Genomic DNA, 18,497 nt, shown 5'->3' with positions numbered 1-18,497 from the left:
TTTAGCACCCCTTGAACCCTGCGAGCTAGATGCGATGAGTGTGATGAAACTGGTGATCGGCGACTACAAGAAGTCCTCCTGGTCATTGCGGGCCTGGTTGGTCCTGGTCACTGCGGATGTGCCTTTTGAGGTCATCCAGATCAAGTTGGAGGCGCCGCAGACCGGCGAGCGAATCCTTGCCTATTCAGCGTCGGGCAAGGTGCCGGTGCTGTTGCAGGACGGCCTGTCGATCAACGACAGCCTGGCGATCTGTGAATACGTTGCTGAACACTGGCCCCAGGCCCAACTGTGGCCCGCGGATGCCGGGCTCAAGGCACTGGCCCGCTCGGCCTGCGCCGAAATGCATGCCGGTTTCACTCAGTTGCGCACGCAACTGCCGTTCGGGGTCAACCGTGGCGAGCCTGCCCAGGCGTTGAGCCTGGCGGCCGAGGCCGAGATCCAACGGGTGTTTTCGATCTGGCGCCAGTTGCTGGCCCGGAGCCGGTCCGAGGCGTTCCTGTGCGGAACCTTTGGGGTGGTGGATGCCATGTTCGCGCCGGTGCTGTTGCGCTTCATGCGCTATGGCATCGCCATTCCCGAGGATCTGAAGCCCTACGCCGATGCGGTGTTGCTGCACCCTCCGGTGTTGCTGTGGCTGAAACTGGCGATGCAGGAAACTTGAATGTCCGGCGTGCAAGGCAACAACAAGGTCAATCGCGGTGGGGGGATCTATGTCGAGCAATAGAGCGTTAGTGGAGCTGACCCTGGGAGGGCTGATGCTCAGCCTGTCGGCCCTGGCAGTGGCCTTTGCCCATATCGGCGCGGGCGGGGCGGGGTTCTACCGCATGCTGTTCGCCTCGATCCTGTTCTTGCTGCTGCTCAAGGTGCGCCGCATCCCGGTGCTGCTCAAGAGTGCCAGGGCCCGGTTGTATACGGCCCTGGCCGGGGTATTCCTGGCCATCGACCTGGTGCTCTGGCACCAGAGCATCTACATCGTCGGTCCGGGTATCGGCTCGATTCTGACCAACTGCCAGGTGTTCTTCATGACCCTGCTGGGCCTTTATCTGCTCAAGGAAAAGCCGTCGCTCTACTTCCTGATCTCCATCAGCCTGGCGTTTGTCGGCCTGTACCTGTTGTTGCTGCCGGAAATGAGCAGTGCCCTGGGCATCAAGGGCGTGGTGTATGGCGTGCTGTCGGGCCTGGCTTATGCCGTCTGTGTGTATTTCCTCAAGGTCAACACCCAGTTGCCTGACGGCGGTGGCGACAAGATCGCGCAGATGCTCAACCTGAGCCTGTGGGCCGCGCTGGTGTTGCTGGTGTATGCCCTGGCCATGGGGGAAAGCCTGGCCATCGTCGACGGGCAGACTTTAGTGATGCTGATCATCTACGGGGTGATGGTGCAGTTCGTGGGCTGGCTGTTGGTCAACCGCTCCATCGGCGCCATCAGCCTGGGATTGGCAGGGCTGATCCTGCTGCTGGAACCGGTGATTACCTATTTCGTCGATGTGGCGTTTCTCGGCAAGGCCAGCTCGGCGCTGCAGATCGCCGGTGCGTTGCTGACGGTCTTTGCCGTGTACATCGGCTCGATCAAACCGCCGGTAAAGGTGACGCCGGTGACCGAGGCCGCTTGAGGCCCCGATCTGATGCCGCGTTCCGATTCAGCGTCGTGCTGGATTTTTACTGCGCCCGGACCCGCCTGTCTGTGCGCAGTTTTTTTTGCCGGTCATTCAGGCTGACAGGGCCAGACGCGTAGCACCGGCATCCGCCGCGGCCTGGGCCTGGGTGCGCTCATCCTCTTCCAGTACCCGCGAGGCCCGACCCACCAGCAACGGATCGGGGGCGTGGGCGACTTTCAGGTCCTTGCCCGGGTAGTCCAGCTCATGCAGGAAATGGCGGATGCAGTTGATCCGCGCGCGCTTCTTGTCGTCGGACTTGATCACTGTCCACGGTGCATCGGCGGTGTCGGTGTGGAAGAACATCGCCTGCTTGGCGGCGGTGTATTCGTCCCACTTGTCCAGGGACTTGATGTCGATGGGCGAGAGCTTCCAGTGCTTGAGCGGGTCGTCCCGGCGCGAGATGAAGCGGCGCAACTGTTCTTCGCGGTTCACCGAGAACCAGAACTTGAACATCAGGATGCCGCTGTTGCACAGCATGCGTTCCAGCTCCGGAGTCTGGCGCATGAACTCCAGGTATTGCAGGGGCGAGCAGAACTCCATCACCCGCTCGACCCCGGCGCGGTTGTACCAGGAGCGGTCGAAGAAGACCATTTCCCCGGCGGTGGGCAGGTGCTGGATATAGCGCTGGAAATACCACTGGCCCTTTTCCTGTTCCGAGGGCTTTTCCAGGGCTACGATCCGCGCGCCGCGGGGGTTGAGGTGTTCCATGAAGCGCTTGATGGTGCCGCCTTTGCCTGCCGCGTCACGCCCTTCGAACAGCACCACGATGCGCTGTCCGGTTTCCTTGACCCAGCTCTGCACCTTGAGCAGCTCGATCTGCAGCTCGCTCTTGGCCTTTTCGTACTCGGCGCGGCGCATGCGGTTGCGATAGGGGTAGTTGCCCGGCAGTGCGGCGGACACGCTGTCTTCATTGGAACCGCGCGGCGCGCTGGCCACTTGCAGGGCCATGGGCTTCTGGCTGATGGCGCTGATTTCGGCCTCGGCGACTTTCACCGGGGCGGCCTTGGTGGTCCGTGGCCGGCGTGGGCGTGGCGTGGCGGCTTTGCGTGGAGCGGCCTTGGTGCTGGCGGTGCCGGAGCTGGCCGAGGCCTTTAGCACTGGGGCGGAAGGCAGGGGCAGGGCGGTGGATTCTTCACTCATGGGAGGGGCCTGTAGTTGCGTTCAATGTCCTCCGGTCATTTTTAGGGCTGGGGGGCTCGGGGCCGTTGATCTCGATCAAATTTGTTACAACGAAAAGTCTGTAATGAGTTTCAGATTTTTCTAGCGTATTTAAGGACGCATCAGTGCATATGGCGGCTATCGTGCAGTCAGGCGCAGATCAGAAGAGAGGCCACCATGAACCCGATCGTTTGGCCAGCACTGGCTATTTTGCTGGTTGCCCAGTCGCCGGCGTACGCCATCAACGAAAAGTATCGCCAGCAACTTGAGCAATCGGGCTGCACTCAGATGACCGAGCTTCAGGGTTGTGACATCCACAAGAGCAAAGCCGAGAACGCCAAGGCCGGATTTGCTGACCCCGACGCCCCGGCAAGCGCTGACAGCCTGAAGGCACCGACGCCTTATGTCGGGCAATGGACGGCGAAAAGCCCATCCGGCGCGACGGTTGCCACGATCCGTATCGATGCCAGGGAGCGGGTGTGGGTCAATGGCAAACAGGTCAAAGCCAAACGCACGGATGGCGCCCTGCAATTTCGTCAGGGCACGCTGCTCTTCACCATTCAAGGCAATCGGCGGCGGCAGAACGAAGACATCTGGATGGATACCGATACTGGAGCCAAGGGGCCGATTCAGATCCAGTGAGGATTCGGCCAGGCACAAAAAAACCGGCTCAGGTGGCCGGTTTCTTTGGGTTCAAGACGTATTGAGCAACGTCTTGAGATATGTACTTGGTGCCCCGAGGGAGACTCGAACTCCCACTTCTTGCGAAAACGGATTTTGAATCCGCCGCGTCTACCAATTCCGCCATCAGGGCTCAATGGCGGCGAAGTATAGAGAGGCGGTTACCGTTGGTCAATCGGCTTTCATGGTCAATTTTTAGTTATTCCGCTAAACTTTCCGGCCCTGCTAGACGAACCCCATCATGCGCGTTGCTGACTTTACCTTCGAGCTTCCTGATTCGCTGATCGCCCGCCATCCTTTGGCCGAGCGTCGCGGCAGCCGTCTGTTGACCCTGGATGGGCCAACCGGCGCCTTGGCCCACCGTCAATTCACCGATCTGCTGGAGCATCTGCGCCCTGGCGATCTGATGGTGTTCAACAATACCCGGGTGATTCCGGCCCGCCTGTTTGGCCAGAAGGCCTCCGGCGGCAAGCTGGAGATCCTCATCGAGCGGGTGCTGGACAGCCATCGTGTGCTGGCCCATGTGCGCTCCAGCAAGTCGCCCAAGCCGGGCTCGAAGATTCTGATCGAGGGCGGTGGCGAGGCCGAGATGCTGGCGCGCCACGACACGCTGTTCGAGCTGGGTTTTGCCGAGGAGGTGCTGCCGCTGCTGGACCGGGTCGGGCACATGCCGTTGCCTCCTTATATAGACCGCCCGGACGAAGGCGCGGATCGCGAGCGCTACCAGACCGTGTACGCCCAGCGCCTGGGCGCGGTGGCAGCACCGACCGCCGGGCTGCATTTCGACCAGCCGCTGCTGGAGGCGATTGCCGCCAAGGGTGTGGAGACGGCATTCGTGACCCTGCATGTCGGCGCCGGAACCTTCCAGCCGGTGCGGGTCGAACGCATCGAAGATCACCATATGCATCACGAGTGGCTGGAAGTCGGCCAGGATGTGGTGGATGCGGTGGCCGCGTGCCGGGCTCGCGGTGGCCGGGTGGTGGCGGTGGGTACCACCAGCGTGCGTTCCCTGGAAAGCGCCGCCCGCGATGGTGTGCTCAAGCCGTTCAGCGGCGACACCGACATCTTTATCTACCCGGGCCGGCCATTCCATGTGGTCGATGCCCTGGTGACCAACTTCCATCTGCCGGAATCCACGCTGTTGATGCTGGTTTCGGCGTTCGCCGGTTATCCCGAGACCATGGCCGCCTATCGCGCCGCAGTGGAAAATGGGTACCGCTTTTTCAGCTACGGTGATGCGATGTTCATCACCCGTAATCCCGCGCCGACCGCTCCCAAGGATCTGGCCCCCGAGGAAACTGTATGAGTCGCACTTGTCGTATGTCCTTCGAGCTTCTGGCCACTGATGGCAAGGCTCGTCGCGGTCGCCTGACCTTCCCCCGCGGTACGGTGGAAACCCCGGCCTTCATGCCGGTGGGCACCTACGGCACGGTCAAGGGCATGTTGCCGCGGGATATCGTCGCCACCGGCGCCGAGATCATTCTCGGCAACACCTTCCATCTGTGGCTGCGCCCGGGTACGGAAGTGATCAAGGCCCACGGTGACCTGCATGATTTCATGCAGTGGAAGGGCCCGATCCTGACCGACTCCGGCGGTTTCCAGGTGTTCAGCCTGGGGGCGATGCGCAAGATCAAGGAAGAGGGCGTGACCTTCGCCTCGCCGGTGGACGGTGCCAAGGTGTTCATGGGCCCGGAAGAGTCGATGCAAGTGCAGCGCGACCTGGGGTCGGACATCGTGATGATCTTCGATGAGTGCACGCCGTACCCGGCCGATGAGGACGTGGCGCGGATCTCCATGGAGTTGTCCCTGCGCTGGGCCCAGCGCTCGAAGAACGCCCACGGCGACAACACGGCGGCGCTGTTCGGCATCGTCCAGGGCGGCATGCACCAGGACCTGCGCATGCGTTCCCTGGAAGGCCTGGACAAGATCGGCTTCGACGGCCTGGCCATCGGCGGCCTGTCGGTGGGCGAGCCCAAGCATGAAATGATCAAGGTCCTGGACTACCTGCCGGGCCAGATGCCTGCCGACAAACCTCGTTACCTTATGGGAGTTGGCAAGCCGGAAGATCTGGTTGAGGGTGTGCGCCGCGGTGTGGACATGTTCGATTGCGTGATGCCAACCCGCAATGCCCGCAATGGGCATCTGTTCATCGATACAGGCGTGCTGAAAATCCGTAACGCGTTTCATCGCCATGATGATTCGCCGCTGGACCCAACTTGTGATTGCTACACCTGCCAGAACTTCTCCCGTGCCTATCTGCATCACTTGGACAAGTGCGGGGAAATGCTCGGGAGTATGCTCAATACCATCCATAATTTGCGCCATTACCAGCGTCTTATGGCTGGTTTGCGCGAGGCTATTCAACAAGGTACATTGGCCGCCTTTGTCGATTCCTTCTATGCCAAGCGCGGGTTGCCCGTGCCGCCTTTAGAGTAAGTTCTAAAGACGTTAAGCCACTAATTCTGCAATTATCGGAGTGTTAAATGAGCTTTTTGATCCCTGCCGCGTATGCGGACGCCGCTGCACCTGCTGCTGCCGGTCCTGCCGGCACTGGTTTCGAGTGGATTTTCCTGGTCGGCTTCCTGGTCATCTTCTATCTGATGATCTGGCGTCCACAGGCCAAGCGCGCCAAAGAGCAGAAGAACCTGCTGAGCAACCTGCAGAAAGGCGACGAAGTTGTGACCACTGGCGGTATCGCCGGCAAGATCAACAAAGTGACCGACGACTTCGTGGTTCTGGAAGTGTCGGACTCCGTTGAGTTGAAGTTCCAGAAGGGCGCGATCGCAGCCACGCTGCCAAAAGGCACGCTGAAAGCGATCTAAGTTTCATCTTTTACCAATCGACGGGGCGCGCAAGGCGCCCCGCGTCATAAACGGGCGGCGTGATGCTGAACAAATATCCTCTGTGGAAGTACCTACTGATCCTGGCGGTGCTGGCGATCGGTTTTATTTATTCCGCTCCCAATCTATACCCTGATGATCCGGCCATTCAGGTCAGCGGTGCGAGCACTGCGTTGCAGGTCACTCAGGCGGATCTGGATCGTGCGAGCAACGCGCTCACCGACGCCGGTATCAAGGTCAAGGCTTCCTCCATTGCCGCCAACGGCAAGGGTGGCCTGCTGCGCTTGATCAACAAGGAAGACCAGCTTCCGGCCAAGGATGTAGTGCGCAAGGCGCTGGGCGATGACTATGTGGTGGCGTTGAACCTGGCGCAAACCACCCCGCAATGGCTGCGCAACCTCGGTGCGCACCCGATGAAACTGGGTCTGGACTTGTCCGGTGGTGTGCACTTCCTGCTGGAAGTGGACATGGACAAAGCCCTCGACGCCCGCCTGAAGGTCTATGAAGGCGACGTCAAGAGCCTGCTGCGCAAAGAGCGTCTGCGCTATCGCAGCCTGCCGCAGCTCAACGGTGCCATCCAGCTGGGCTTCAGCGATGAAGACAGCCGTGAACAGGCCCGCTCGCTGATCCGCAAGAACTTCAATGATTTCGATATCGTACCGGCCGACCTCAATGGCCAACCGGTGCTGCGTCTGGCGATGACCCCGGCCAAGCTGGCGGAAATCCGCGAATACTCCATCAAGCAGAACTTGACCACCGTGCGTAACCGGGTCAACGAGCTGGGTGTGGCCGAGCCTCTGGTTCAGCGTCAGGGTGCCAACCGTATCGTGGTTGAGCTGCCGGGTGTGCAGGACACCGCTGAAGCCAAGCGGATCCTGGGCAAGACCGCCAACCTGGAATTCCGTCTGGCCGCCGAGCCGGGTGCTTCCAAGGCGACTTCCGAGTCCTTCGAATTCCGTGAGGGCAACCGTCCTCCAGCGCTGATCGAGCGTGGCCTGATCATCACCGGCGACCAGGTGACCGATGCCCAGGCCGGCTACGACGAGCACGGCCGTCCACAGGTGAACATCAAGCTCGATGGTCACGGTGGCGAACTGATGAACCGTTCGACCCGCAGCAACGTCGGTCGCAGCATGGCGGTGATCTTCATCGAGCAGAAGCCGATCACCACCTACACCAAGCAGATGGTCGACGGCGTCGAGAAAGACGTGCCGGTCCAGGCGTTCAAGGAAGAGAAGAAGATCATCAGCCTGGCGACCATCCAGTCGCCACTGGGCAGCCAGTTCCGCATCACCGGCCTGAACGGCCAGGGTGAGTCCTCCGAGCTGGCGCTGCTGCTGCGTGCCGGTGGTCTGGCGGCGCCGATGTACTTCGCCGAAGAGCGCACAATCGGTCCGAGCCTGGGTGCTGACAACATCACCAAGGGTATCGATGCGTCGCTGTGGGGCATGCTGTTCGTGTCGCTATTCATCATCGCCATCTACCGATTCTTCGGCGTGATCGCCACGGTGGCCCTGGCGCTGAACATGGTGCTGCTGCTGGCCCTGATGTCCTTGCTGGGGGCGACGCTGACCCTGCCGGGTATCGCCGGTATCGTGCTGACCATGGGTATGGCGGTGGACGCCAACGTACTGATCTTCTCGCGGATACGTGAAGAGATCGCCGCCGGCATGACGGTGCAGCGGGCAATCAACGAAGGCTTCGGCCGGGCATTCACCGCGATTCTCGATGCCAACCTGACCACCTTGCTGGTGGGCGGCATCCTCTTTGCCATGGGCACCGGCCCGGTCAAGGGCTTTGCGGTGACCATGTCCCTCGGGATCTTTACCTCGATGTTCACGGCCATCTGGCTGACCCGCGCGATGGTCAACCTGATCTTCGGCGGTCGTGACTTCAAGAAGTTGTGGATTTAAGGGGCTGCCATGTTACGTACTATCAACTTCATGGGCGTCCGCAACTTTGCGTTCGGCGTCACAGTGCTCCTCACCGTTCTGGCGTTGTTCAGCTGGTTCCACAAGGGGTTGAACTACGGTCTGGACTTCACCGGCGGTACGCTCATCGAGCTGACCTACGAGCGTCCGGCGGATGTGATGAAGGTGCGTTCGCAACTGAACGACGCCGGTTATCACGAAGCCATCGTGCAGAGCTTTGGTGCGACCACCGACCTGCTGGTGCGGATGCCGGGTGAAGACCCGCAGCTGGGTCACCAGGTGGCCGAAGCGTTGCAGAAGGTCGGCGGCGACAACCCGGCGCAGGTCAAGCGCGTCGAGTTCGTCGGCCCGCAAGTGGGTGAAGAGCTGCGCGACCAGGGCGGTCTGGGCATGCTCATGGCGCTGGGCGGCATCCTGATCTACCTGGCTTTCCGCTTCCAGTGGAAGTTCGCCGTGGGCGCCATCGTTTCGCTGATCCACGACGTGATCGTGACCGTGGGTATCCTGTCGTTCTTCCAGATCACCTTCGACCTGACGGTGCTGGCGGCGGTGCTGGCGATCATCGGTTACTCCCTCAACGACACCATCGTGGTGTTCGACCGGGTGCGTGAGAACTTCCGGGTGCTGCGCAAGGCCAGCCTGATCGAGAACATCAACATCTCGACCACTCAGACCCTGCTGCGGACCATGGCGACGTCGATTTCCACCTTGCTGGCGATCATTGCGCTGCTGTTCTTCGGTGGTGACAACCTGCACGGCTTCTCCATCGCCCTGTTTGTCGGTGTGCTGGCGGGTACCTACTCGTCGATCTATATCGCCAACGTGGTGCTGATCTGGCTGAACCTGAACAGCGAGGACCTGATTCCTCCGGCCAACACCGAGAAGGAAGTGGACGACCGTCCTTGAGGATCTAGCCCTTTTCCGGCTGTCAGTTAAAAAGGCGCGGGTGTTGAACTCGCGCCTTTTTTATTGCTCCAACGCTGGGAGAAGCGCGGGCTAAGTCCCGTTTGTATGGTCAGGAGGTTCACGTGAACAAGTCGTTGCTGGTTGGTGCGGTATTGGGTGCTGTCGGTGTCACCGCCGGGGGTGCTGTTGCCACCTACAGCCTGGTTAAAAGCGGCCCTGAGTATGCGCAAGTGCTGGCTGTGCAGCCGGTCAAGCAACAGATCAAGACCCCTCGCGAAGTCTGCAAGGACGTTGCGGTCACCCGTCAGCGCCCGGTCAAGGATGAGCATCAGATCCTCGGCACCGTGGCCGGTGCGGTGGGCGGTGGCCTGCTGGGCAGCATGATTGGCAATGGTAACGGCAAGAAGCTTGCCACTGTGGCCGGCGCCGTGGGTGGCGGTTATGCGGGCAACAAGGTGCAGGAAGGCATGCAGGAGCGTGACACCTACACCACCACGCAGACTCGCTGTAACACGGTCAATGACATCAGTGACAAGATCGTCGGTTACGACGTGAAGTACGACCTGGGCGGCAAGCAAGGTCAGGTGCGCATGGATCGCGATCCGGGCAACCAGATTCCGGTGGATAAAGAAGGGCGTCTGATTCTCGGCCAGAACCAGAATCAGCCGGGCCAATAACCCGCGCTTGCAGGAGTCTGCTTGCCGGCGAATGGGCTCTGAGATTGCCTTTGCCGGCAACTCGGCTCCTGCGGGGCGGGTTTTGCGGGCATAAAAAAAGCACCCCGAAGGGTGCTTTTTTTGTCGCTGGCGCTTAGCGCTTCAGCGAGGCCGGCAGGTGCGGCTGGATGGCGGTCAGGACCGCTTTGAAGCATTTGGTGTTGCCGGCTACCACATGGCCTTTTTCCAGGAAGTCGTGACCGCCGGTGAAGTCGCTCACCAGGCCGCCGGCTTCTTGAATCAGCAGGGCGCCTGCTGCCATGTCCCATTCGGACAGGCCCGACTCCCAGAACGCATCGAAACGACCGGCGGCGACATAGGCCAGGTCCAGGCTCGCAGCGCCAGCACGGCGAATACCGGCGGTCTGGCCCACCAGGGCGCGGAACATGCCCAGGTAGTTGTCGAGGTTGTCCATTTGATCGTCACGGAACGGGAAGCCGGTGCCCAGCAGGGCGCCGTCGAGGCTGGTGCGACCGCTGACCCGCAGGCGGCGACCGTTCAGCTGGGCGCCACGGCCGCGGCTGGCGGTGAATTCTTCCTGGCGAACCGGATCGAGGACCACGGCGTGTTCCAGGCGGCCACGGTATTTGCAGGCGATGCTTACGGCAAAGTGCGGGATGCCACGCAGGAAGTTGGTGGTGCCGTCCAGTGGGTCGATGATCCACAGGTAGTCTTCACCTTCGCCGCTACCGGCATGCAGGCCGGTTTCTTCGCCGAGGATGGCGTGGGTCGGGTAGGCCTTGCGCAATGCGTCGATGATCTTCTGCTCGGCGGCACGATCAACTTCGGATACGTAGTCTTTGGCGTCTTTTTCGTCGACCTTGATGGTATCCAGGCGCTCGATGGAGCGGAAAATCAATTCACTGGCGCTGCGGGCGGCGCGCAGCGCGATATTCAGCATTGGCTGCATGGATAGGTCACCTAAGGTTGTTAAAGAAAGCCGAGCATTCTAGCAGAAAACTTTTGCAGATGAAGGTCGGCGTTCGCTTTGATTGCATCGATCCGCTGTGTGGCGCAGTTCGAGGGTGTGGGTGCGCCTCGCTGGCCGACTGCGCTTGATGGGCGGGTCGTTGGTTGTGGATGGTTATTTTTGAGGCGGGAGTCTTGCCTGTTCTGTAAGATTTGCTCCCCTTTCCCGTGTCCGAGAGCGCCTCCCTTGCTGCAGAACATTCGTGTCGTCCTGGTCAATACCAGTCATCCCGGCAATATCGGCGGGGTTGCGCGTGCCATGAAGAACATGGGCCTGTCGCGGCTGGTGCTGGTGGAGCCCCGGGTGTTTCCGTCCCATGAGGCCGATGCGCGGGCTTCCGGTGCCACCGATATCCTGGAGAGCGCCCAGGTGGTCGCCACCCTTGAGGAGGCCCTGGCCGGTTGCACTCTGGTATTTGGTACCAGTGCTCGTGATCGACGTATTCCCTGGCCGCTGCTGGATCCTCGTGAATCCGGCCTGAAAGTGGTGGAAGAGGTCGGGCAGGGTGCGCAGATCGCTCTGGTCTTCGGTCGTGAAGATTCCGGCCTGACCAATGACGAGCTGCAGCGATGTCATTTCCATGTGCATATCCCGTCGGACCCGGCGTTCAGCTCGCTGAACCTGGCCACGGCGGTGCAGGTGTTGACCTATGAAGTGCGCATGTCCTGGCTGGCGGCCCAAGGTCGGCCGACCAAGGTTGAGAAGGATGAAGTGGCCTCGCCGCGCAGTGAAGAACTGGCGACCATGGATGAGTTGGAGCGGTTTTACGAGCATCTGCAGCAGACGCTGGTGGCCATCGACTTTCTCGATCCGGAAAAACCGCGGCACTTGATGGCGCGCCTGCGTCGGTTGTACGGTCGCAGCTCGGTCAGCCGGGCGGAAATGAATATATTGCGTGGCATTCTCACGGAAACCCAGAAAGCGGCCCGTGGAGAGCTACAAAAGCGGAAGGATCAATGATGTTCGAGCGTCTGCGTGAAGATATCCAAAGCGTATTTCATCGTGACCCGGCGGCGCGCAATGCGTTCGAGGTGCTGACCTGCTACCCGGGGATGCACGCGATCTGGATTCACCGCTTGTCCGCTGCCCTGTGGGGCATGGGCTGGAAATGGCTGGCGCGGCTGGTGTCGAACTTCGGTCGCTGGCTGACAGGGATCGAGATCCACCCGGGGGCCAAGGTGGGGCGTCGTTTCTTCATTGACCATGGTATGGGCATCGTCATTGGTGAAACCGCCGAGATCGGTGATGACGTCACGCTCTATCAGGGGGTGACCCTGGGCGGTACCAGTTGGAACAAGGGTAAACGTCATCCGACCCTGGAGGACGGCGTGGTAGTGGGTGCGGGCGCCAAGGTGCTGGGCCCCTTCACGGTCGGTGCGGGGGCCAAGGTCGGTTCCAATGCGGTGGTGACCAAGGCGGTGCCGGCGGGCGCGACAGTGGTCGGCATTCCGGGGCGGATCATCATGAAGTCCAGTGACGAGCAGGAAGCCAAGCGCAAGGCGATGGCGGAAAAGCTCGGTTTCGATGCCTATGGCGTCAGCGAGGACATGCCTGATCCGGTGGCGCGGGCCATTGGTCAGTTGCTCGACCACCTGCAGGCGGTGGACGCTCGCCTGGAGGGTGTGTGCGGCGCTCTGAAGGACCTGGGCAGTGACTACTGCGCCAAGGATCTGCCAGTCCTGCGAGAGGAAGACTTCGCAGCAGTCAAAGGCAAGAGCGACAGCCAGATCGGCTGATGGCCTGGCCGGCTGCTCCTCGTCCAGGGGGCCGCTTGCCGGCGAAAGGGGGCTGAGGCGCCCTGGGTGACCCGCAGGTCAGTTGTCGGCAACCCGCTGTGCCATTACGTCGCAGACTTTGCTATGATTCGCGCGCTCTTTTGCGGGTAAACCCGACTAAAGTAGTTGGTCTTATAGTTGACCTGATTACTCGGGTATTGCATACTCGCCTCCATTCCGAAACTCCGTGGTACTTGTCCATGCGACTGACTACTAAAGGCCGATACGCGGTGACCGCCATGCTTGATCTGGCGTTGCACGCGCAACATGGCCCGGTCTCCCTGGCCGATATCTCTGAGCGCCAAGGCATTTCCCTGTCCTACCTCGAACAGCTTTTCGCCAAACTGCGTCGCAGTAACCTGGTGTCCAGCGTCCGTGGTCCGGGTGGCGGCTATCAGCTGTCCCGTGACATGCAGGGGATCCAGGTGGCCCAGGTGATCGATGCCGTGAACGAATCGGTCGATGCCACCAAATGCCAGGGGCTGGGTGATTGCCATGCCGGCGACACCTGCCTGACCCATCACCTGTGGTGCGACCTGAGCCTGCAGATCCACGAATTTCTGAGCGGTATCAGCTTGGCAGACCTTGTCACTCGCCGTGAGGTACAAGAAGTTGCCCAGCGTCAGGATCAGCGCCGTTGTAATGGCAAGGCGCCGCGCCTGGACAAGATTGAAGCGTCAGCCGTCGAATGACAGCCATAGAGCTAGCGGCACGCCAGCCAGCCTGATTTAGGAGAGAGTCCATGAAATTGCCGATTTACCTTGATTACTCTGCAACCACCCCGGTTGATCCGCGCGTGGCGCAGAAGATGAGTGAATGCCTGCTGGTCGACGGAAACTTCGGTAACCCGGCGTCCCGCTCCCACGTGTTTGGCTGGAAGGCCGAAGAGTCGGTGGAAAATGCCCGTCGCCAAGTGGCAGACCTGGTCAACGCCGACCCGCGTGAAATCGTCTGGACCTCCGGTGCCACCGAGTCCGACAACCTGGCAATCAAGGGTGTCGCGCATTTCTATCACACCAAGGGCAAGCACCTGATCACCTCGAAGATCGAGCACAAGGCTGTCCTGGACACCATGCGCCAGCTTGAGCGTGAAGGCTTCGAAGTGACCTACATCGAGCCGGGCGAAGACGGTCTGATCACTCCGGCCATGGTTGAAGCAGCTCTGCGTGACGACACCATCCTGGTTTCGATCATGCATGTGAACAACGAGATCGGCACCATCAACGACATCGCCGCCATCGGCGAGTTGACCCGCTCCAAAGGCGTCCTGTTCCACGTCGACGGCGCTCAGTCCACCGGCAAGGTCGAGATCGACCTGCAGGCCCTGAAAGTCGACCTGATGTCCTTCTCGGCCCACAAGACCTACGGTCCTAAAGGCATCGGCGCGCTGTACGTCAGCCGCAAGCCGCGGGTGCGCCTGGAAGCCACCATGCACGGCGGCGGTCACGAGCGCGGCATGCGTTCCGGCACCCTGGCCACTCACCAGATCGTCGGCATGGGCGAAGCCTTCCGCGTCGCCAAGGAAGACATGGCGGCCGAGAATGCCCGCATCAAGGCCTTGAGCGAGCGCTTCTACAAGCAGGTCGAGCACTTGGAAGAGCTGTACATCAACGGCAGCATGACTGCCCGCGTGCCGCACAACCTGAACCTGAGCTTCAACTACGTTGAAGGCGAGTCGCTGATCATGGCCCTCAAGGACCTGGCGGTGTCTTCCGGCTCGGCTTGCACTTCGGCGTCGCTCGAGCCTTCGTACGTGCTGCGCGCCCTGGGCCGCAACGACGAGCTGGCTCACAGCTCGATCCGCTTCACCTTCGGCCGCTTCACCACCGAAGAAGAAATCGATTACGCAGCGCAGAAAGTCTGCGAAGCCGTTACCAAGCTGCGCGCTTTGTCGCCGCTGTGGGACATGTACAAAGATGGCGTCGATATCTCGAAGATCGAGTGGGCGGCACACTGAATATAAGTCGCCGCACAGGGTTCTGTAGAGCGTGCCGATAACGGCGATTTGCGGAACCCGAGAGCGACTCTCTGATGAGTGAGGATTAAGAATCATGGCTTACAGCGAAAAGGTCATCGACCACTACGAGAACCCGCGTAACGTCGGCAAGATGGACGCGGAAGATCCTGATGTCGGCACCGGCATGGTCGGCGCTCCCGCCTGCGGCGACGTGATGCGTCTGCAGATCAAGGTTAACGAGCAGGGCATCATCGAGGACGCCAAGTTCAAGACCTATGGCTGCGGTTCCGCCATTGCCTCCAGCTCCCTGGCCACTGAGTGGATGAAGGGCAAGACGCTGGATGAAGCCGAAACCATCAAGAACACCCAGCTGGCAGAAGAGCTGGCCCTGCCTCCAGTGAAGATTCACTGCTCGGTACTCGCCGAAGACGCCATCAAGGCCGCCGTTCGCGACTACAAGCAGAAGAAAGGCCTGATCTGATCGATCGGCTTTCACAGATTTGGCGACAAGTAAGGAGTCACGATGGCTATCAGCATGACAGAAGCGGCTGCTCAACACGTGCGACGCTCCCTCAACGGGCGCGGCAAGGGTGATGGGATTCGTCTGGGTGTTCGCACCACGGGCTGTTCCGGCCTTGCCTATGTGCTGGAGTTCGTCGACGAGATCGGCGAGGACGATCAGGTGTTCGAGAGTCACGGCGAGAAAGTGATCATCGACCCGAAAAGCCTGACCTATCTGGACGGCACCGAGCTTGATTTCGTCAAGGAAGGGTTGAACGAAGGCTTCAAGTTCAACAACCCCAACGTGCGCGGTGAATGTGGCTGCGGCGAAAGCTTCAACATCTGAGGCTTCCAGTGGGTACTCCTTGTCATTTCGCTTTATTTGAGCTGCAACCGAGCTTCCGCCTGGATCTCGAGCAGCTGGCCGCGCGCTACCGTGAGTTGGCGCGCGGGGTTCATCCTGACCGTTTTGCCGATGCGTCCGAGCGTGAGCAGCGCCTGGCCCTGGAGCAGTCGGCAAGCCTCAATGAGGCTTATCAGACGCTCAAGAGTCCGCCCAAGCGTGCCCGTTATCTGTTGGCGTTGAAGGGTGGCGAGTTGCCGCTGGAAGTCACGGTGCATGATCCCGAGTTTCTTCTGCAGCAGATGCAGTGGCGCGAAGAGCTCGAAGACCTGCAGGACAGCGCCGACCTGGCCGGTGTGGCGGCATTCAAGCGGCGGTTGAAGATTGCCCAGGATGAACTGAACGAAAGCTTCGCAGCCTGTTGGGATGATGCAGCGCAGCGCGAGCAGGCCGAGCGCCTGATGCGGCGCATGCAGTTCCTCGACAAGCTCACCTACGAAGTGCGCCAGTTAGAAGAGCGCCTCGACGATTAACCCAGTGCCGCTCCGGTCGCACGCCTGATATACAGATAAGTCCAGATAAGCATGGCCCTACTGCAGATCGCCGAACCCGGCCAAAGTCCTCAACCGCACCAGCGTCGCCTGGCTGTGGGAATCGACTTGGGCACTACCAATTCGCTGGTCGCTGCCTTGCGCAGTGGTCTTTCCGAGCCTCTGGCCGACGCGCAGGGTCAGGTGATTCTGCCGTCCGCCGTGCGTTATCACGCCGACCGTGTCGAAGTGGGCGAATCCGCCCGCCTGGCCGCGCCCACCGATCCCTTGAACACCGTGCTTTCGGTCAAGCGCCTGATGGGGCGCGGGCTGGCCGACGTCAAGCAGCTGGGCGAACAACTGCCCTATCGCTTCGTTGACGGCGAGTCGCACATGCCGTTCATCGAGACTATCCAGGGGCCGAAAAGCCCGGTGGAGGTCTCCGCGGAAGTGCTGAAAGTGTTGCGTCAGCGCGCTGAAGCGACCCTGGGTGGCGAGCTGGTGGGGGCGGTGATTACTGTTCCGGCCTATTTCGACGATGCCCAGCGTCAAGCCACCAAGGATGCGGCCAAGCTGGCCGGTCTGAATGTGCTGCGCTTGCTCAACGAACCGACCGCGGCTGCCGTGGCCTACGGCCTGGACCAGCACGCCGAGGGCGTGGTGGCGATCTATGACCTGGGTGGCGGTACCTTCGATATTTCCATCCTGCGCCTGACCGGCGGTGTCTTCGAGGTGCTGGCCACCGGCGGCGATACCGCCCTGGGTGGCGACGACTTCGATCACGCCATTGCCGGCTGGATCATCGAGGGCGCGGGCTTGTCCGCCGACCTGGATCCGGGCACTCAGCGCAACCTGTTGCAAACCGCCTGCGCGGCCAAGGAAGCCCTGACCCATGCCGCCTCGGTGGAAGTGGTTTACGGTGACTGGCGCGCCGCGCTGACCCGCGAAACCTTCGATGCCCTGATCGAGCCCATGGTGGCGCGCAGCCTCAAGGCCTGCCGTCGCGCCGTTCGTGACTCCAATGTCGAATTGGACGAAGTGCAGGCGGTGGTCATGGTGGGCGGTTCGACCCGGGTGCCGCGAGTGCGGGAAGCGGTCGCCGAAATGTTCGGTCGCCAGCCGCTGACCGAAATCGACCCGGATCAAGTGGTGGCCATTGGTGCTGCGATCCAGGCCGATACGCTGGCCGGTAACAAGCGCGAAGGTGGCGAGTTGTTGCTGCTGGACGTGATTCCGCTGTCCCTGGGTCTGGAAACCATGGGCGGGCTGATGGAGAAGGTGATTCCGCGCAACACCACCATCCCGGTGGCCCGTGCCCAGGACTTCACGACTTACAAAGATGGCCAGACGGCCATGATGATTCATGTGCTGCAGGGCGAGCGTGAGCTGATCAGCGACTGCCGCTCCCTTGCGCGCTTCGAATTGCGCGGCATCCCGCCGATGGTGGCGGGTGCGGCGAAGATCCGCGTGACCTTCCAGGTCGATGCCGATGGCCTGCTCAGCGTCTCGGCCCGGGAGCTGGGGTCGGGCGTGGAAGCCAGCATTCAGGTCAAGCCATCCTACGGTCTGACCGACGGCGAGATCGCCAAGATGCTCAAGGACTCCTTCCAGTACGCCGGCGACGACAAGGTGGCCCGCGTGCTGCGGGAGCAGCAGGTTGATGCCCAGCGGCTGATCGAGGCTGTGCAAGGCGCTCTGGACGCGGACGGTGATCGCCTGCTGGACGCTGAAGAGCGCATGGTCATCGAGCTGCAGATGCAGGAACTGAGTGAATTGATGCGTGGTACCGATGGTTACGCCATCGAGCAGCAGACCAAGCGTCTGTCGCAAGTGACCGATGCCTTTGCTGCCCGCCGCCTGGATTCGACGGTGAAAGCCGCCCTGGCGGGGCGCAACCTGAATGAAATCGAGGAATAACTGATGCCGCAGATCATTTTTCTGCCACACGCCGTGTTCTGCCCGGACGGTCTGGTTGTCGAGGTCGAGCCCGGGGTTTCGGTGCTCGAGGTGGCCCATGACAACCACATCGAGATCGAGAGCGCCTGCGGCGGCGTCTGTGCCTGTACCACCTGCCACTGCATCATTCGTGAAGGGTTCGATTCGCTGAACGAAGCCGACGAGCTGGAAGAAGACTTGCTGGACAAGGCCTGGGGCCTGGAAGCGCAATCGCGGCTGTCGTGCCAGGCCATCGTCGGCGACGAAGACCTGACCGTTGAAATTCCCAAGTACTCGCTCAACCATGCCGCCGAAGCGCCGCACTGATTCAAGGAGTCGTCATGAGTCTGAAGTGGGTTGATGTACTGGAAATCGCGATCCAGCTGGCTGAGTCCAAGCCCGATGTGGATCCGCGTTATGTGAACTTTGTCGATCTGCACCAATGGGTTCTGGCATTGCCGGAGTTCAGCGACGATCCGGCTCGCGGAGGCGAGAAGGTTCTTGAAGCAATTCAGGCCGCCTGGATCGACGAAGCGGACTGAATCCGCGGGCTACGCAGTTAGGCAATCCCTATAAACCCGCGTATAATTCGCGGGTTT

The 18,497-nt window shown here is 61.0% G+C and carries 21 protein-coding genes and 1 tRNA gene; 19 read left to right on the top strand and 3 right to left on the bottom strand.

What is annotated here, in order from left to right; all coding sequences use genetic code 11:
• Positions 1-34 precede the first annotated feature (34 nt).
• Together PST29_RS24370 and PST29_RS24365 are read left to right on the top strand one after the other, a co-directional pair.
• Positions 35-661, top strand: coding sequence for a glutathione S-transferase family protein (locus PST29_RS24370; RefSeq protein WP_060844534.1), 627 nt, complete (start codon positions 35-37; stop codon positions 659-661).
• A gap of 49 nt (positions 662-710) precedes the next feature.
• Entirely contained in the window at positions 711-1,610 is a 900-nt protein-coding gene (locus PST29_RS24365) for a DMT family transporter (protein WP_060844533.1), read from the top strand.
• Between the two features lie 96 nt (positions 1,611-1,706).
• On the opposite strand, the gene ppk2 is transcribed toward PST29_RS24365, so the two are convergent.
• The gene (ppk2, locus tag PST29_RS24360; protein ID WP_162492860.1) at positions 1,707-2,603 is read right to left on the bottom strand and encodes a polyphosphate kinase 2; all 897 of its coding nucleotides are present in this window, start codon (positions 2,601-2,603) and stop codon (positions 1,707-1,709) included.
• A 387-nt stretch (positions 2,604-2,990) separates the two neighbouring features.
• Between ppk2 and PST29_RS24355 the strand changes: the two genes are divergently transcribed.
• Positions 2,991-3,455 (top strand): hypothetical protein, encoded by a 465-nt coding sequence (locus PST29_RS24355; RefSeq protein WP_060844531.1) that lies wholly within the window; start codon positions 2,991-2,993, stop codon positions 3,453-3,455.
• Between the two features lie 87 nt (positions 3,456-3,542).
• On the opposite strand, the gene PST29_RS24350 is transcribed toward PST29_RS24355, so the two are convergent.
• Positions 3,543-3,627, bottom strand: a tRNA-Leu gene (locus PST29_RS24350).
• A 108-nt stretch (positions 3,628-3,735) separates the two neighbouring features.
• On the opposite strand from PST29_RS24350, the gene queA reads away from it, so the two are divergent.
• The 6 genes from queA (at position 3,736) to PST29_RS24320 (ending at position 9,848) form a co-directional block, all read left to right on the top strand.
• Positions 3,736-4,800: a tRNA preQ1(34) S-adenosylmethionine ribosyltransferase-isomerase QueA gene (gene queA, locus PST29_RS24345; protein WP_060840889.1), complete on the top strand. Its 1,065-nt coding sequence runs from the start codon at positions 3,736-3,738 to the stop codon at positions 4,798-4,800.
• A gap of 14 nt (positions 4,801-4,814) precedes the next feature.
• Complete coding sequence (gene tgt, locus PST29_RS24340; RefSeq protein WP_162470478.1) at positions 4,815-5,930, top strand: tRNA guanosine(34) transglycosylase Tgt; 1,116 nt, start codon at positions 4,815-4,817, stop codon at positions 5,928-5,930.
• Between the two features lie 47 nt (positions 5,931-5,977).
• Positions 5,978-6,316: a preprotein translocase subunit YajC gene (gene yajC / locus PST29_RS24335; protein ID WP_060840888.1), complete on the top strand. Its 339-nt coding sequence runs from the start codon at positions 5,978-5,980 to the stop codon at positions 6,314-6,316.
• A 62-nt stretch (positions 6,317-6,378) separates the two neighbouring features.
• Positions 6,379-8,247, top strand: a complete 1,869-nt coding sequence (gene secD / locus PST29_RS24330) for a protein translocase subunit SecD (RefSeq protein WP_060840887.1) — start codon at positions 6,379-6,381, stop codon at positions 8,245-8,247.
• Positions 8,248-8,256: 9 nt separating this feature from the next.
• A complete protein-coding gene (gene secF, locus PST29_RS24325) occupies positions 8,257-9,171 on the top strand; it encodes a protein translocase subunit SecF (protein WP_060840886.1) in 915 nt (304 codons plus the stop codon).
• Positions 9,172-9,293: 122 nt separating this feature from the next.
• On the top strand, positions 9,294-9,848 hold the full coding sequence (locus PST29_RS24320) for a glycine zipper 2TM domain-containing protein (protein ID WP_011063221.1): 555 nt from the start codon (positions 9,294-9,296) through the stop codon (positions 9,846-9,848).
• A 133-nt stretch (positions 9,849-9,981) separates the two neighbouring features.
• Here the strand turns inward: PST29_RS24320 and suhB are convergent, their stop codons facing one another.
• A complete protein-coding gene (suhB, locus tag PST29_RS24315) occupies positions 9,982-10,797 on the bottom strand; it encodes a type III secretion system regulator SuhB (RefSeq protein WP_011063220.1) in 816 nt (271 codons plus the stop codon).
• A gap of 246 nt (positions 10,798-11,043) precedes the next feature.
• Here suhB and trmJ point away from each other — a divergent pair, with 246 nt between their 5' ends.
• The 10 genes from trmJ (at position 11,044) to iscX (ending at position 18,440) form a co-directional block, all read left to right on the top strand.
• Positions 11,044-11,817 carry a tRNA (cytosine(32)/uridine(32)-2'-O)-methyltransferase TrmJ gene (gene trmJ / locus PST29_RS24310; protein ID WP_060844530.1) on the top strand — a complete coding sequence of 258 codons (774 nt, stop codon included), beginning with the start codon at positions 11,044-11,046 and terminating at the stop codon, positions 11,815-11,817.
• A complete protein-coding gene (cysE, locus tag PST29_RS24305; RefSeq protein WP_060840884.1) occupies positions 11,817-12,593 on the top strand; it encodes a serine O-acetyltransferase in 777 nt (258 codons plus the stop codon). The genes trmJ and cysE overlap by 1 nt, the downstream gene beginning before the upstream one ends.
• A gap of 239 nt (positions 12,594-12,832) precedes the next feature.
• Positions 12,833-13,324: a Fe-S cluster assembly transcriptional regulator IscR gene (gene iscR, locus PST29_RS24300; protein WP_011063217.1), complete on the top strand. Its 492-nt coding sequence runs from the start codon at positions 12,833-12,835 to the stop codon at positions 13,322-13,324.
• A 50-nt stretch (positions 13,325-13,374) separates the two neighbouring features.
• Positions 13,375-14,589 (top strand): IscS subfamily cysteine desulfurase, encoded by a 1,215-nt coding sequence (locus PST29_RS24295; RefSeq protein WP_060840883.1) that lies wholly within the window; start codon positions 13,375-13,377, stop codon positions 14,587-14,589.
• Between the two features lie 94 nt (positions 14,590-14,683).
• Positions 14,684-15,070, top strand: coding sequence for a Fe-S cluster assembly scaffold IscU (gene iscU / locus PST29_RS24290; RefSeq protein ID WP_003443374.1), 387 nt, complete (start codon positions 14,684-14,686; stop codon positions 15,068-15,070).
• 42 nt (positions 15,071-15,112) lie between these two features.
• On the top strand, positions 15,113-15,436 hold the full coding sequence (iscA, locus tag PST29_RS24285; RefSeq protein WP_007929524.1) for an iron-sulfur cluster assembly protein IscA: 324 nt from the start codon (positions 15,113-15,115) through the stop codon (positions 15,434-15,436).
• An 8-nt stretch (positions 15,437-15,444) separates the two neighbouring features.
• Positions 15,445-15,966 (top strand): co-chaperone HscB, encoded by a 522-nt coding sequence (gene hscB, locus PST29_RS24280; RefSeq protein ID WP_060840882.1) that lies wholly within the window; start codon positions 15,445-15,447, stop codon positions 15,964-15,966.
• Between the two features lie 51 nt (positions 15,967-16,017).
• Complete coding sequence (hscA, locus tag PST29_RS24275; protein ID WP_060844529.1) at positions 16,018-17,880, top strand: Fe-S protein assembly chaperone HscA; 1,863 nt, start codon at positions 16,018-16,020, stop codon at positions 17,878-17,880.
• Positions 17,881-17,883: 3 nt separating this feature from the next.
• The gene (gene fdx / locus PST29_RS24270; RefSeq protein ID WP_011063213.1) at positions 17,884-18,225 is read left to right on the top strand and encodes an ISC system 2Fe-2S type ferredoxin; all 342 of its coding nucleotides are present in this window, start codon (positions 17,884-17,886) and stop codon (positions 18,223-18,225) included.
• 14 nt (positions 18,226-18,239) lie between these two features.
• Entirely contained in the window at positions 18,240-18,440 is a 201-nt protein-coding gene (gene iscX / locus PST29_RS24265) for a Fe-S cluster assembly protein IscX (RefSeq protein WP_011063212.1), read from the top strand.
• The last annotated feature ends 57 nt before the right edge of the window (positions 18,441-18,497 follow it).

It is taken from the genome of Pseudomonas sp. St29 (assembly GCF_001547915.1).
Classification (GTDB): Bacteria; Pseudomonadota; Gammaproteobacteria; order Pseudomonadales; family Pseudomonadaceae; genus Aquipseudomonas.
This window is presented reverse-complemented; position numbering and strand designations above follow the sequence as displayed.